Genomic DNA, 14,441 nt, shown 5'->3' on the forward strand with positions numbered 1-14,441 from the left:
GGTAAGCACGGCCCGGCACCCGGGGACAGGGCGATACGCACCGTGCAACGAGGACTTCACAAACGACATCCGTGCGCAACGATCGTCCGCGCACGGCGCCCGGACGTGTGTGCGGGAGGCCGCGGTGCCGGGCCTCCCGCACACCCCGTCAGCGGCGGACGGCCGCCGGTCCGGCCGGTGTGTCACCGCGCAGCGTGATGCGGTGCATGACGCGGTGCCGGTCGCCGTAGTCCCGGTTGGCGTAGTGGGCCGTGCTGCGGTTGTCCCACAGGGCGACGTCCCCCGGCTGCCAGCGGTGCCGTACGACGTGCTCGGGCTTGGTGAGGTGGGCGTAGAGGATGTCGAGGATGCCCCGGCTCTCGTGCTCCGAGACACCCACGATGTGCGAGGTGAAGCCGGGGTTCACGAACAGTCCCTTGCGCCCGCTCTCCGGATGGACCCGCACCACCGGGTGCTCCACCGGCGTCAGCTCGGTGACCACCTCGCCCTCCCACACGTTGCCGCGTCCGCCCCGGCGCTGGGCGAGGTAGTACCCGAACTCGCGCGTGCCGTCGTGGACGGCCGTCAGCGTGTCGACGTAGTCCCGCAGGCCCGGCGAGAGCGACTCGTAGGCCAACTGGCTGTCGGCCCAGCTGGTGTCGCCGCCGCCCGGCGGCAGCACCACGGCCCGCAGGACCGAGATCGCCGGCGGACGCCGTACGAACGTCACGTCCGTGTGCCAGACGTCGGCGAACCCGTTGTCCTGGCTGTCCAGCGAGTACACCTCGGGGGCCACGTCACCGGAGTCGTGGACCGGGTGCCCGACGGTGACCTCGCCCAGCCTGCGACCGAACTCGATCTGCGCGGCGTCGTCCAGCCCGTGCTGGCCGCGCACGAACAGCACCTTGTACGCCACCAACGCCTCGCGCAGCGCCAGGACTTCGTCGTCGTCCAGGCGGGCGAGGTCGATGCCGTGGATCTCGGCGCCGAAGTGCGGGCCGAGCGCGGTGACCGGCAGCCGCGCCGGGGCGGGCCGCTCGCTGAGAAGGCTCATCTGTGTGTCCTTTCCGGATCGGGGGTACGGGGGTCAGGCCGCGGCGGTCTTGACGGCGTGGGACACCCGCGCGCGCAGCTCGGCGAACTCCGCCGAGTTCCTGAGCTCTTCGGCGTCGACGCCGTCGCGCGGCAGCGGTATCGGGAGGTCCAGGGCCACGGTGCCCGGGCTCCTGGTCAGCACGATGATGCGCGAGCCGAGGAACACCGCCTCGTCCGCCGAGTGCGTCACGAACACCGTGGTCCGGCCCGTGCGCGCGGTCACTTGGCGGACGTCCTCCTGGAGCCGTTCCCGGGTCAGTGCGTCGAGCGCCGCGAAGGGTTCGTCCAGCAGCAGCAGCGGGTTCTCGGCGGCCAGGGCCCGGGCGATGGCGACGCGTTGCTGCTGGCCGCCGGAGATCTCCCAGACCCGGCGCCCCTCGACTCCCGCCAGGCCCACCCGGTCCAGCAACTCGCGCCGTTTTTCCGGTCGTCGGGCGCGCTCGACGCCCGCGTAGCGCAGCGCCAGGTCGATGTTGCCGCGCACGGTCCGCCAGGGGAACAGCCGCGGTGTCTGGAAGACCACGCCGGCGGTCGCCCCGGGCCGGGGTTCGGCACCGTGGACACGCACCGAGCCGTGTGCGGGCCGTTCGAACCCGGCGACGAGCCGCAGCAGCGTGCTCTTGCCGCACCCGGAGGCGCCCACCAGCACCAGGAACTCCCCGGCGGGAACGGTCAGATCGACGGGTCCCACGGCGGTGAAGGTCTCGCCGCCCCGGCCGTACCGGTGGACGACGCTGTCGAGACGGACGGCGTCCGTGTGCCCGGCGCCGGTCTCCTGCGGGGATGTGGTGACGTCACTTGAGGACATCGGGCAGCCCCTTGAGGTAGAACGCCTTGCGGACGGCGTCCCCGGCCGGCGCGGCGTCGATCTGCCGCTGCTCGGCGAGGAAACGCGCGGTGTCGCCGACGTACGTGAGCAGCTTGCCGGGTGTGTGGTCGGTGCCCAGCCAGTCGGGGGACGTCACCTGCTCCGGGGTGAGGAAGACTCCCTGCCTGAGCTGGGCCTTCGCGTCCGAGGCGCTGATGCCCAGCTCGGCCGCGACGGCCTTCACCGACCCGTCGGGGTCGGCCCTGAGCAGGCGCAGCGCCCGGGCCTGCGCCTTGCGCCAGCCGTCGATCGCCCGCGGGTCCCTGGCGATGAGGTCGTCCGACACCACGGCGAGGTCCAGCGTCGGCTTGCCCGCCGCACCGATCTCCTTGCTGCTGGTGAGCTGGGTGCCGGTCGTACGCAGCTCGTCCAGGGTGGGCAGCCACACATAGGCGGCGTCGATGTCACCCCGCTGCCAGGCGGCGAGGATGGCCTGCGGCTGCAGATCGACGAGCTTGACGTCGGAGGACTTCAGCCCGGCCGTCCGCAGGGCCGCCAGCAGGCTGTAGTGCGAGGTGGAGGCGAACGGCGTGGCGACGGTCCTGCCCTTGAGACCGGCGACATCGGCGATGCCGCTGTCCTTGCGCGCGACGAGGGCCTCGTTCTCCCCGGCGACGTCCAGGATCCACGCGACCTTGTACGGGATCGGTGAACTGCCCGAGATGCCGCGGGCGAACGGGCTGGAGCCCAGCGCGGCGATGTCGAGCGACCTGCCGAGGAATGCCTGGTTCACGGCCGCGCCCGAGTCGAACTTGATCCAGGTGACGCGGTAGCCGGGCAGCTCCTTCTCCAGCAGCTTCCTGTTCTTCACGAGCAGGTCACCGCTGGGGAAGGCGAAGTAACCGATGCGCAGCCGCCGGGAGCCGCCCGCTGTCGCCGCCTCACCGGAGGAGCAGCCGGTGACGGCCGCGGAGACGGCGGCGAGGGCACCGGCCAGCAGGAGCCGGCGGGAAGCGCCTTGGGACACAGGGGACATGACAGGGCCGTTTCTGTGCTGGGACCGGGGGTCGGAAGGGGATGGGGGAGCGGTGGCCCGCGGGCCGGTGCCGCGACGGGTTCGGCGCCGTCGCGACCGGGAGCGGGAAGCAGGCGAGGACAGGGGGGAGGAGGGCTGGTGCTAGGCGCGGCCGCGCCACGGCACGACGGCGCGTTCCAGCCGCAGCAGCAGGCCGTCGATGATCAGGCCGGAGACACCGATGGTGATGATGCCGACCAGCACCACGGGGGTGTTGTTGTAGTTGGCGGCGTCCTTGACCATGCCGCCGATACCGGGCAGCCCGTTGACCAACTCGGCGGCCACCAGCGAGGAATAGGCGACGCCCACGGCGAGCCGTACCCCGGTGAGCGTCTCCGGCAGCGCCGAGGGGACGACGACGTCCGTGATCACGTTCCACCGCGAGGCGCCGAGGGCACGGGCGGCCTCCGTCAGACTCCTCGGCACGGCCGCGACGGCGGTGGTGGTCGACACCGCCACGGGCGGAAAGGCGGCCACCGCCAGCAGCGTGATCTTCGGCTCCTCGTTGATGCCGAGCCAGATGACGAGCAGGGAGAAGTACGCCAGCGGCGGCAGCGTCCGCAGGAAGGTGATCCAGGGCTCGAACAACGCGCGCAGCCAGCCGACGGTGCCCATGAGCAGCCCGAACACCACCCCGGCGGCGATGCCCAGACCGGCGCCGATCCCGATGCGGCGCAGACTGATGCCCAGGTGTTCGACGAGGTAGGTGCCGTTGTACCCCCGTACTCCGTCGTGCATCGTGGACACGTCGGCGAACGCGTCCCACACCTTGGCCGGCGGCGGCACCAGTGTCTCGCTCCAGGTCCCGCTCGCCGCCAGCAGCTGCCACAGCAGCAGGAAGACGAGGAGGGAGGCGGACGGCAGCAGCACAGGGCGGGTACGCGCCCACAGCCGCCGCACCCGGAAGGAGGGGGCGGGCGGTACGTCGGCGTGTGGCCCGGTGGGGGAGGGCTTGGACAGAGGGGGAGTCGTGGACACGGGCGTCCTCCATGGGACGCCGGGGAGGAACGGCCTCAACGGGGGAGAACGGCGGCCGGCCCCGGCGTGAGCGATGCTGAACGATGCGGACGGAGCACCCCGGCAGGGCGCGGCACAGCCCCCCGTCCGGGTGACGTCACCGGACGACGAGGGGCGCGGGAACAGACCGGATCAGCGACAACACGAGCCCGGACGCCGGCACAGGTCGATGACCAGGCGTCGCACCAGGGGCTCGGAGATCATGAGGTCTATTTGTACAACAGGCGCATCCCCCGACCAAGAGCCATCCACTCCGTGGAACACCGCCGACGGCCGGCCACGGCCGCCGGACGGGGCGCCGGCCGCACACCGGTCCCGTGAGTGCCGCCGCCGACGGGACCGGTGGGGACTCCGACTCGGCAAGACCACAACTCGGCGCGAACGGACGGTACATCGCCTTCGAGTCGTGGCCGGCGAACCTGGCGCCGGGCGACACCGACGGCGCCCGGGACCACTTCGCCGGGGACCTGACCACCGGTGTCACCCGGCGCCTCTCCCTGGCACACGACGGCTCGCAGACGAACGACGACTCCGGGGCCGGCCGCCCCCACCCGAGCGCCGGCAACCGTTACGCGGTGTTCACCTCCACCGCCTCCGACCTGGTGCCCGGTGACACCAACGGCCGCACGGACGTCTTCGTGCGCCGCCTGCGCTGAGAGGCGGCACTCACGCGGCTCCTGCCCGTCCGTCCGGCTGCCGCGCGCCGGCTCCTCAAGGCCGGATGAGGGCCTTGATGACCTGGCGGCCGTCCATCGCCCGGTAGGCTTCCGGGACTTGGCCGAGGGTGAAGCAGCGGTCGAAGACGCGGCCGGGGTCGATCGTCCCGTCCAGGACGTCGGGCAGCAGTTGCCCGATGTAGGCGCGGGCGGGGCAGGCGCCGCCGGTCAGGGTGATGTTGCGCAGGAACTCGGCACGGCCGAACGGAGCCTGCTCGTACTGGGGGACGCCGAGGCGGCTGATGGTGCCGCCGTCCAGGACCGCGCCGAGAGCGGTGTCCAGGGCCGGCCGGGTGCCGACTGCCTCGATCACCTTGTCCACCCCGCCGGTCAACTCCCGTATCCGGGCGACGCCTTCCTCGCCGCGCTCGGCGACGACGTCACTGGCGCCGAACTCGCGGCCCAGGGCGGTGCGTGCCTCGTGGCGGCCCGCGAGCACGACACGCTCGGCGCCCAGCCGCCGGGCGGCGATCACCGCGCACAGGCCCACCGCCCCGTCGCCGACGACCAGCACCGTGTCGCCGCGGCCGACGCCGGCGGTGACCGCGCCGTGATGACCGGTGGCCATCACGTCCGACAGCGCCAGAAGCGACGGCAGGAGAGCCGAGTCGGCGGACACCGGCAGCTTGACCAGGGTGCCGGCCGCGTGCGGGACGCGTACCGCCTCACCCTGGCCGCCGTCGACCCCGTCGGACCCGTACCGGCCGCCGTCGCGGCACGAGAAGTGCAGGCCCCTGGCGCAGTAGTCACAGGTGCCGTCGCTGTAGGTGAAGGGGGCGACGACCAGGTCACCCGGCTTCAGCCCGGGCACGTCCGTGCCGGTCTCCTCGACGACGCCGAGGAACTCGTGCCCCATGGGACGTCCGGTGTCACCGGCGGGCATGGACCGGTACGGCCACAGATCGCTGCCGCACACACAGGAGAGCACCGTGCGTACGACGGCGTCGGTCGGCTGCACGATCCTCGGATCGGGCCGCTCCTCGACGCGGACGTCTCCGGCTCCGTACATCACTGCTGCACGCATGAGAGAGGGGAACTCCCAACGGGATACGAGTGCCGCGCACGGCGGCGGACGGACAGGGTGCTCGTCGGACGGGGCGGCGGTCGGGCGGGGCGGTCGTCGGCGACGACCAGGTGGCGGTGCCCGCCGCGGTGCCGGACCGTCACATGTCCACCCTCGCGCCTCGGCCCGCCGACAGGCAGACCGGGTCGTACGGGGGTAATGACAGGGCCCCCCACCTCGCGACCGCCCGGGTCACAGCGGTGTGAGACTGGGGCCATGGCATCCGAACACCCCACCGGCAGCAGCGAGGGCGCGGAACTGGGCCGCTTCCTGCGCGCCCGCCGTAACCGGACCAGCCCCCGGCAGGCCGGCCTCACCGTGGGTCCCGGCCTGCGCCGGACCCCGGGGCTGCGGCGCGAGGAACTGGCCACCCTCGCAGGGATCAGCGTCGACTACTACGTACGGCTGGAGCGCGGCAAGGAGACCCGCCCCAGCCCCGCCGTCCTCGACGCGCTCGCCCGCGCCCTGCGCCTGGACGACCAGGAACACCAGCATCTGCGGGAGCTCGCCGCCCGGGCCGCCCGTTACGCGCCCGAACCGCCGCCCGCCCCGAGCCGGACCGTGCGCCCGCACCTGAGGCTGCTGCTGGAGACGCTGCGCCCCTACCCCGCCTACGTCATCAGCCGCAGCATGGACGTACTCGCCTGGAACCCCGGCGGCCTCGCCCTGTACGCGGGCCTGGAGGACTGGCCGGCCGGGCACCGCAACCTCGCTCGCTACCTCTTCCTCCACCCCGCGGCCCGTGACCTGTTCACCGACTGGGAGCGGCAGGTCACCGGCTGCGTCGCCCGCCTGCGCGCCGTCGCCGGCACCGCCCCCGACGCCCCCGACCTGACCAACCTCGTCGGTGAACTCCTGCTCAAGAGCGCCGACTTCGCCCGGCTCTGGGAACGCTACGAGGTCACCGGCCGCAAGCCCGCGCAGAAGACGTTCCACCACCCCCGCGTCGGAACCGTCACCCTCACCTGCCAGCCCATGCACCTGGAAGGCAGCCCCGGGCAGCGCGTCTGCGTCTACACCGCCGAACCCGGCACCCCCGACCACGACGCCCTGCTCCTGCTCGACACGACCGTTCCCGCGGGCGCCCGCGGGGAGCGGCTTCCGCACGCGTCGTCCTGACGTCCACGGAACCGGCCGGGTGTGACCACGCCGACGGCGGCCGGCTGCGAGCTCGCCGTCAGCCGACGATGGGTGTCGCCCCGGATCCGGCGGGCAGGCACACCCGGCCGCCGTGCGGGCAGGGCACGATCCGGTCCGCGAGGCCGAGCCGGCCGGCCTCGGCCAGGAACGCGGACAGCGGTGAGCGCATCACCGTGTAGTCCTCGTAATGCACCGGCAGGACGGCGCGGGGGCGAAGACGCCGGACCAGTTCGGCGCCCTGCGCGCCGTCCATGGTGACCAGGAAGCCGCCCGGCAGACGAGTGCCGCCCAGATGGAGGACGGCCAGGTCGGCGGCCGGGAAGCGCCGGCCGATCTCCGCCAGGCCGTCGTAGAGGAGCGTGTCGCCGGAGACGTACAGCCGCAGCCGGACCGGTCCGCCCACGGCACCGAATTCGATCATGCTGCCCATCACGGGCGGCAGCAGCCCGCGCAGCACCGGGTCCCCGGCGTGCCGGCCGGGCAGCGCGGTGACCGTGGCCCCTACCCCTGCCCGCTCGAGGGTGAGCGCCTGCCAGGTCCGCAGTCCCGCCGTCCGCCGGAAACCGTGCAGCACCTTCAGGCGGCGTGCGGCATGGGGAGTGGTGAGGACCGGAACCGTACGGTCCAGGGAGCGCCGGGCCCTGCGGTCCCAGTGATCGCCGTGCAGATGGGAGAGCACGATCCCGTCGAGGCGGGGCAGGTCCTCCGGGGCGAGGGCGGGCTCCGTCAGGCGCCGGCTCAGCAGGCCGTAGCCGAGATGGGCGTACTCGCCGCGGTGCAGGAAGTTCGGGTCGGTGAGCAGGGTCACCGGGCCGTACCGCAGCAGCACCGTGGCATTGCCGACGAACCGCAGGTCGAGCGTGTCGTCGGTGAGCCCGTCCGTGGTGGTCATGGCGTCACCCGCTCCTTCCGGCCGAGCCGCCGGCGCACAGGCCCCGGCCGCCCCGCTCGCTCAGTGTCCGTACGCCTCGTGGCGGGGGAGCGGGCCCGCGTCAGCCCGCCGGCCCGGCCGCTCGGCCGCGTGCCGCTGCCCGGGGCCGGGACCGGAGCGGGCGGCCAGGGCATCGGCGACGGCGCCGGTCGCGAAGGCGTAGACGGCCTTGTGCAACAGGTCCACCAGCAGCTCCGCGCGCGGCCAGGTCCGCGAGCAGCGGCGGGGCACCGACCCCGGTGGCGTTCTCCAGGATCTGGTCGTTGGTCAGCCTCACCACGGTGAACTGCGTCGACGCCAGTGGCCCGCGCAGCCCGGCATGCGCCATCGCCGACCGCACCACGCCCAGCAGCGCGCCCTGCCCGTAGTGCATCGCCCGGTTCACCGCCCGCGGCTCCGGCCGCTCGGGCATGCCCGTCAGCCGCTCCAGCGTGCGCGCCGGAACGTACGAACTCGGCCGGCCGGTCAGGCGCTGCTCGGCCTTCTCGCCCAGGGTCATCACCACGACCCCGGCCGCACCCGCCAGGAGCCCCTGCCACAGCGCACGTCTCATCATGCCGCCCGCGTACCCCCGCACCGGGCGCCCTACCGCGCCCCCGAGGGGGCCGGCACCTGTGTGCGGGGGCCGCCCGGCTCACGGCGGCCGGTGGCCCATGCTTCCCGACGAACCGTGCCACCCCCCGCGAACAGCGACGTTCGGGACGAGACGGCTTCACCGCCCACACCTGGCCGACCCGGCACTCGTAGGAACCTACAAGGCATCGGTCCCGCTGTGCCCACGTTTCATGTTTTCGGCGCCTGGCTGATTCCCCCGGCCCGCTGTGTACTGCTCTGACAAGCCCGAACGGAGCACCTCCGCCGCGTCCGACCCGACCCCCGTTCGTGCGGGTGCCGCCGCCTCCCCGCAGGTACCCGCACTCCAAGCCACGGCATTCGACAAGGAGCAACCGTGACCGTGAACACCGCGACCATCGTGCAGAACGAGCAGGAATGGATGCAGCAGGCCATCGCCGTCGCCACCGACAGCGCGAACAACGGCGGCGGCCCCTTCGGCGCCCTGATCGTCAAGGACGGCGTGGTCGTCGCGACCGCACACAACCAGGTCACCGCGACGAACGACCCGTCCGCGCACGCCGAGGTCAACGCGATCCGCGCCGCCTGCCGGGAACTGGGCACCTTCGTCCTCGAAGGCTGCACCCTGATCACCTCGTGCGAGCCGTGCCCGATGTGCCTGTCCACCGCGCTGTGGGCGCGCCTGGACCGGCTCGTGTACTGCGCCGACCGCAACGACGCCGCGGTGGCCGGCTTCGACGACCGCAAGTTCTACGACCTCTTCGAGAAGCGGCCCACCGAGGCGTGGCCCCTTCAGGTCGCCCATCTGGACCTGCCCGAGCGCACCGCGCCGTTCGACGCCTGGATCGCGAAGTCCGACCGCGTCGACTACTGACCAACGGAAACGGATCCTCCGCGCCGGGGGAATAACCGGGGGCGGGCCTCTTGAATTCCGTGGCCCCAGCCACTATTTTGCGGTAGACGTAGAACCATAAACCGCCGAAAGGAGGCGACCAGCGGATGTACGCCAGCTCTGATCTCGGTCGCCTCGCTCGCCGCACGGTCTGGGTTCCGGGCCGCATCGCACACGGCTGCTGACCACGCCGTCCCGGTGTGCCCGTTCGTGGCACGTCCCGAGTTTTCCTTCATGACATCCCGGCACGTCGTTATCGCGTGTCGCGTTTTGCGCCCGCTGCTCTCACGTGGCGCGTCTGAGCACAGAAAGCTGCCTGAAATTGGCGAACATGATGAATCGATCGATCGCGCACCGAAATGAAGGCCTGTCATGGTAGCGGCGCGTATCACGGTCAACGGGAAAGAGACCCCCATTTCGCCGGCCGCGCCCCACACCACGGTGCTGGATTTCCTGCGCGAGCGCGGCCTCACCGGCACCAAGGAAGGCTGCGCCGAGGGTGAGTGCGGCGCCTGTTCGGTCCTGGTGGCCCGTCCCGGGGTGAACAAGCCCACCGACTGGGTGGCGGTCAACGCCTGCCTGGTCCCGGTCGCGGCGCTCGACGGCCAGGAGGTCGTCACCGCCGAAGGCCTCGCCACCGCCGGCGAACCCGGCGAGCCGTCCACCCTGCACCCCGTGCAGGAGGAGATGGCGGTCCGCGGCGGCTCCCAGTGCGGCTACTGCACACCGGGGTTCGTCTGCAGCATGGCCGCCGAGTACTACCGGCCCGATCGCTGCGCGCACGCGGACCCGGCCGGCCACACCGACGCCGAGCACGGCCCGAACGGCTTCGACCTGCACGCGCTGAGCGGAAACCTGTGCCGCTGCACCGGCTACCGCCCGATCCGCGACGCCGCGTTCGCCGTCGGTACGCCCACCGAGGAGGACCCGCTGGCGCGGCGCCGCGAGCAGGATCCGCCCGCGCCGGTCGCCACCGAGTACACCCGCGACGACAGCGCGTTCGTGCGCAAGAGCACCCTGGAGGAGACGCTCCGGCTGCTGCGCGAGCGGCCCGGCGCCGTGGTGGTCGCCGGCTCCACCGACTGGGGCGTGGAGGTGAACATCCGCTCCCGCCGCGCGGACTGCGTGGTCGCCGTCGACCGGCTGCCCGAACTGCGGGAACTGCGCGTGGAATCCGACGCCATCGAGATCGGGGCGGCGCTGACGCTCACCGAGATCGAACGCCGCCTCGACGGCGCGGTCCCGCTGCTGGCCGAGCTGTTCCCGCAGTTCGCCTCCCGGCTCATCCGCAACGGCGCGACCCTCGGCGGCAACCTCGGTACCGGCTCGCCCATCGGCGACAGCCCGCCGGTGCTGCTCGCGCTGGAGGCGTCGCTGGTGCTCGCCGACGCCGACGGCGAGCGCGAGGTTCCGCTGGCGGAGTACTTCACCGGCTACCGGCAGAGCGTGCGCCGTCCCGGCGAGCTGATCCGCGCCGTGCGCGTCCCGCTGCCGCTGTCCCCGGTGGTGGCCTTCCACAAGATCGCCAAGCGGCGCTTCGACGACATCTCCAGCGTCGCGGTCGCTTTCGCGCTCGACATCGAGGACGGGATCGTCCGCAAGGCACGCATCGGGCTGGGCGGCGTGGCCGCCACCCCGATCCGCGCCCTCGCCACCGAGGAGGCCCTGGAGGGCAAGCCCTGGGCGGCGGAGACGGCCGAGGCCGCGGCCCGGGTGCTGCGGGCCGAGGGCACCCCGATGAGCGACCACCGCGCCAGCGCCGACTACCGCTCCGCGATGCTCGGCCAGAGCCTGCTCAAGCTGTACGCTGGAACCACCGAGGCGGTGTCGTCATGAGCCATCTGTCCGAACGCCCCGAGAACCCCGTCGTCGGCGTCCCGATGCCGCACGAGAGCGCCGCCCTGCACGTCACCGGCACCGCGCTCTACACCGACGACCTGGTCTGGCGCACCAAGGACGTGCTGCACGCCTACCCGGTCCAGGTCATGAAGGCCCACGGCAGGATCACCGCACTGCGCACCGGGCCCGCGCTCGCCGTGCCCGGCGTGGTGCGCGTGCTGACCGGTGCCGACGTGCCCGGTGTCAACGACGCGGGGATGAAGCACGACGAACCGCTGTTCCCCGACGAGGTCATGTTCCACGGCCACGCGGTCGCCTGGGTGCTCGGCGAGACCCTGGAGGCGGCCCGGCTCGGTGCGGCGGCCGTCGAGGTGGAGCTGGAGGAGCTGCCCTCCCTGATCACTCTCCAGGACGCGATGGCGGCGGGCAGCTACCACGGCGCCCGGCCCCTGATGGAGACCGGTGACATCGACGCCGGCTTCGCCGACTCCGCGCACGTGTTCACCGGGGAGTTCCAGTTCTCCGGCCAGGAACACTTCTACCTCGAGACGCACGCGGCGCTGGCCCAGATCGACGAGAACGGGCAGGTGTTCATCCAGAGCAGCACCCAGCACCCCTCGGAGACCCAGGAGATCGTCTCGCACGTGCTCGGTGTGCCCGCCCACGAGGTGACCGTGCAGTGCCTGCGGATGGGCGGCGGCTTCGGCGGCAAGGAGATGCAGCCCCACGGGTTCGCGGCCGTCGCCGCGCTCGGCGCCAAGCTGACCGGCCGGCCGGTGCGGTTCCGGCTCAACCGGACGCAGGACCTGACCATGTCCGGCAAGCGGCACGGCTTCCACGCCAAGTGGAAGATCGGCTTCGACACGGAGGGCCGCATCCAGGCCCTGGACGCCACCCTCGTGGCGGACGGCGGCTGGAGCCTGGACCTGTCCGAGCCGGTGCTGGCCCGCGCGCTGTGCCACATCGACAACACCTACTGGATCCCCAACGCGCGCGTCGCCGGCCGTATCGCCAAGACCAACACGGTCTCCAACACCGCCTTCCGCGGCTTCGGCGGACCGCAGGGCATGCTGGTGATCGAGGACATCCTCGGCCGCTGCGCACCCCGGCTCGGCCTGGACCCCATGGAGCTGCGCGAGCGCAACTTCTACCGGCCGGGCCAGGGCCAGACGACGCCGTACGGACAGCCGGTCACCCAGGCCGAACGGATCGCCACCGTCTGGCAGCAGGTCAAGGACGACGCGGGCATCGCCGACCGCCGGCGGGAGATCGCCGCCTTCAACGCCGCGCACCCGCACACCAAGCGGGCGCTCGCGCTCACCGGCATCAAGTTCGGCATCTCCTTCAACCTCACCGCCTTCAACCAGGGCGGCGCGCTGGTGCTGATCTACAAGGACGGCTCGGTCCTGATCAACCACGGCGGCACCGAGATGGGCCAGGGCCTGCACACCAAGATGATGCAGGTGGCCGCGACCACCCTGGGCATCCCGCTGCACAAGGTGCGGCTGGCCCCGACGCGTACCGACAAGGTGCCCAACACCTCGGCCACCGCCGCCAGTTCGGGAGCCGACCTCAACGGCGGGGCGATCAAGAACGCCTGCGAGCAGCTGCGCGAGCGACTGCTGCGGGTGGCCGCTAGCCAGCTGGGCGGCAACGCCTCGGACGTGCGCATCGTCGGGGGCATCGCGCGTCTGCTGGGCAGCGACAAGGAGCTGGCCTGGGACGACCTGGTGCGCACGGCGTACTTCCAGCGGGTCCAGCTGTCGGCGGCCGGTTTCTACCGGACCGAGGGGCTGCACTGGGACGCCAAGACGTTCCGGGGCTCGCCGTTCAAATACTTCGCCCATGGCGCCGCCGCGACCGAGGTGGAGGTGGACGGCTTCACCGGCGCGTACCGCATCCGCCGGGTGGACATCGTGCACGACGTCGGCGACAGCCTGTCCCCGCTGATCGACATCGGTCAGGTCGAGGGCGGGTTCGTGCAGGGCGCGGGCTGGCTGACGCTCGAGGACCTGCGCTGGGACACCGGCGACGGGCCGCACCGCGGCCGGCTGCTGACCCAGGCCGCCAGCACCTACAAGTTGCCGAGCTTCTCGGAGATGCCCGAGGAGTTCAACGTCACGCTGCTGGAGAACGCCACCGAGGAGGGCGCGGTCTACGGCTCCAAGGCGGTGGGCGAGCCGCCGCTGATGCTGGCGTTCTCGGTGCGGGAGGCGCTGCGGCAGGCCGCCGCCGCGTTCGGCCCGGCCGGGGCGAGTGTCGAGCTGGCCTCGCCCGCGACGCCCGAGGCGGTGTACTGGGCGATCCAGGCGGCTCGCCAGGGCGGTGCCTCCCCGAACGGCCGGGTCCGCGACGGGTTCGCCGTCGACGGCCACGCCGGGAACGGGCAGGCCCCGAACGGGCAGGGCCCGAACGGGCAGGCCGGGAACGGTCGGGCTGCCGACGGCCGGGACCGCACCGGCGCGGAAGCGCTGCACGGTGCCTGACATGACGTGGGTCGCCGCGGTCGCACGGTTGCGAGCACGCCGGGAGCCCGGCGTGCTGGTGACCGTCGCGACCGTGCGCGGCCACGCCCCGCGCGACGCCGGTGCGAAACTCGTCGTGGGGCAGACCGGGACGTGGGGCTCGATCGGCGGCGGCAATGTCGAGGCCGTCGCGATCGACCGGGCCCGGGAGATGATCGCCGCGTCCGAGCGGAAGCCGGAGCTGATCGATTTCGCCCTGAACGACAAGGTGACCAACCGGCATGGCGTGCAGTGCTGCGGCGGCACGGTCTCGGTGCTGCTCGAACCCCTGCCGGTGGTACGGGCGGTGGCCGTCTTCGGTGTCGGGCACGTCGGGCTGGAACTGGCGCGGATCCTGGCCCGCCAGGACCTCGACCTCCATCTGATCGACAGCCGTGCCGACACCCTCACCGAGGAGCGGCTCGGCGTGCTCGCGGACGCGGTGGCGCAGGTGCACGTGCATCACACGCCGCTGCTGCCCGAGGAGGTGCTGGAGGAGCTGCCGCGCGGCACCCACGTCCTGATCATGACCCATGATCACGCCGAGGACGCCGCGCTGTGCGACGCCGCCCTGCGCACCCCCCACCTCGGCTCCATCGGGCTGATCGGGTCGGCGGCCAAGTGGGCGCGGTTCCGTAAACGCCTGGCCACCGAGGGCGGTCACGAGGAGGCCGCCATCGACCGGATCAAGACCCCGATCGGGCTGGCCGGCATCACCGGCAAGGAACCGGCGGTCATCGCCGTGAGCGTCGCCGCCGATCTGCTGCGCGCCTTCGAAGCCGAGGGTGACGACTGACTCCCCCACGGGA

13 protein-coding genes are annotated in these 14,441 nt (G+C 72.5%); 6 read left to right on the plus strand and 7 right to left on the minus strand.

Translation table 11 applies throughout. From position 1 onward, the window contains the following. Window positions 1-148: 148 nt before the first annotated feature. The 4 genes from IE251_RS17870 to IE251_RS17885 all read right to left on the minus strand — a co-directional run bounded on the left by IE251_RS17870 (window position 149) and on the right by IE251_RS17885 (window position 3,827). Window positions 149-1,033: a TauD/TfdA dioxygenase family protein gene (locus IE251_RS17870; protein ID WP_189753963.1), complete on the minus strand. Its 885-nt coding sequence runs from the start codon at window positions 1,031-1,033 to the stop codon at window positions 149-151. Between the two features lie 33 nt (window positions 1,034-1,066). Continuing rightward, on the minus strand, window positions 1,067-1,882 hold the full coding sequence (locus IE251_RS17875) for an ABC transporter ATP-binding protein (protein ID WP_189753964.1): 816 nt from the start codon (window positions 1,880-1,882) through the stop codon (window positions 1,067-1,069). Beyond that, window positions 1,869-2,918, minus strand: coding sequence for a taurine ABC transporter substrate-binding protein (locus IE251_RS17880; RefSeq protein WP_189753965.1), 1,050 nt, complete (start codon window positions 2,916-2,918; stop codon window positions 1,869-1,871). Before IE251_RS17880 ends, IE251_RS17875 begins: the two co-directional genes overlap by 14 nt. Window positions 2,919-3,059: 141 nt before the next feature. Next, complete coding sequence (locus IE251_RS17885) at window positions 3,060-3,827, minus strand: ABC transporter permease (protein WP_229896830.1); 768 nt, start codon at window positions 3,825-3,827, stop codon at window positions 3,060-3,062. A 464-nt stretch (window positions 3,828-4,291) separates the two neighbouring features. Between IE251_RS17885 and IE251_RS17890 the strand changes: the two genes are divergently transcribed. Further along, window positions 4,292-4,630 carry a TolB-like translocation protein gene (locus tag IE251_RS17890; RefSeq protein ID WP_189753966.1) on the plus strand — a complete coding sequence of 113 codons (339 nt, stop codon included), beginning with the start codon at window positions 4,292-4,294 and terminating at the stop codon, window positions 4,628-4,630. Window positions 4,631-4,685: 55 nt separating this feature from the next. Here IE251_RS17890 and IE251_RS17895 read toward each other — a convergent pair whose 3' ends face one another. Further along, complete coding sequence (locus tag IE251_RS17895) at window positions 4,686-5,714, minus strand: zinc-binding dehydrogenase (protein ID WP_189753967.1); 1,029 nt, start codon at window positions 5,712-5,714, stop codon at window positions 4,686-4,688. Window positions 5,715-5,969: 255 nt separating this feature from the next. On the opposite strand from IE251_RS17895, the gene IE251_RS17900 reads away from it, so the two are divergent. Then, complete coding sequence (locus IE251_RS17900) at window positions 5,970-6,872, plus strand: helix-turn-helix transcriptional regulator (RefSeq protein ID WP_189753968.1); 903 nt, start codon at window positions 5,970-5,972, stop codon at window positions 6,870-6,872. Between the two features lie 58 nt (window positions 6,873-6,930). Here IE251_RS17900 and IE251_RS17905 read toward each other — a convergent pair whose 3' ends face one another. Next, window positions 6,931-7,785 (minus strand): MBL fold metallo-hydrolase, encoded by an 855-nt coding sequence (locus tag IE251_RS17905; RefSeq protein ID WP_189753969.1) that lies wholly within the window; start codon window positions 7,783-7,785, stop codon window positions 6,931-6,933. A gap of 100 nt (window positions 7,786-7,885) precedes the next feature. After that, complete coding sequence (locus IE251_RS17910) at window positions 7,886-8,380, minus strand: hypothetical protein (protein ID WP_229896817.1); 495 nt, start codon at window positions 8,378-8,380, stop codon at window positions 7,886-7,888. A 393-nt stretch (window positions 8,381-8,773) separates the two neighbouring features. Here IE251_RS17910 and IE251_RS17915 point away from each other — a divergent pair, with 393 nt between their 5' ends. From IE251_RS17915 to xdhC, 4 genes are all read left to right on the plus strand, one after another. After that, window positions 8,774-9,271 (plus strand): nucleoside deaminase, encoded by a 498-nt coding sequence (locus IE251_RS17915; protein ID WP_268253336.1) that lies wholly within the window; start codon window positions 8,774-8,776, stop codon window positions 9,269-9,271. Between the two features lie 390 nt (window positions 9,272-9,661). After that, window positions 9,662-11,125: a xanthine dehydrogenase small subunit gene (locus IE251_RS17920; protein ID WP_189753970.1), complete on the plus strand. Its 1,464-nt coding sequence runs from the start codon at window positions 9,662-9,664 to the stop codon at window positions 11,123-11,125. Continuing rightward, window positions 11,122-13,614 (plus strand): xanthine dehydrogenase molybdopterin binding subunit, encoded by a 2,493-nt coding sequence (gene xdhB / locus IE251_RS17925; protein WP_189753971.1) that lies wholly within the window; start codon window positions 11,122-11,124, stop codon window positions 13,612-13,614. Before IE251_RS17920 ends, xdhB begins: the two co-directional genes overlap by 4 nt. Before the next feature lies 1 nt (window position 13,615). After that, window positions 13,616-14,428 carry a xanthine dehydrogenase accessory protein XdhC gene (gene xdhC, locus IE251_RS17930; RefSeq protein WP_189753972.1) on the plus strand — a complete coding sequence of 271 codons (813 nt, stop codon included), beginning with the start codon at window positions 13,616-13,618 and terminating at the stop codon, window positions 14,426-14,428. Window positions 14,429-14,441: the final 13 nt, after the last annotated feature.

The organism is Streptomyces eurythermus (genome assembly GCF_014649115.1).
In the GTDB taxonomy this organism is placed as follows: domain Bacteria; phylum Actinomycetota; class Actinomycetes; order Streptomycetales; family Streptomycetaceae; genus Streptomyces; species Streptomyces eurythermus.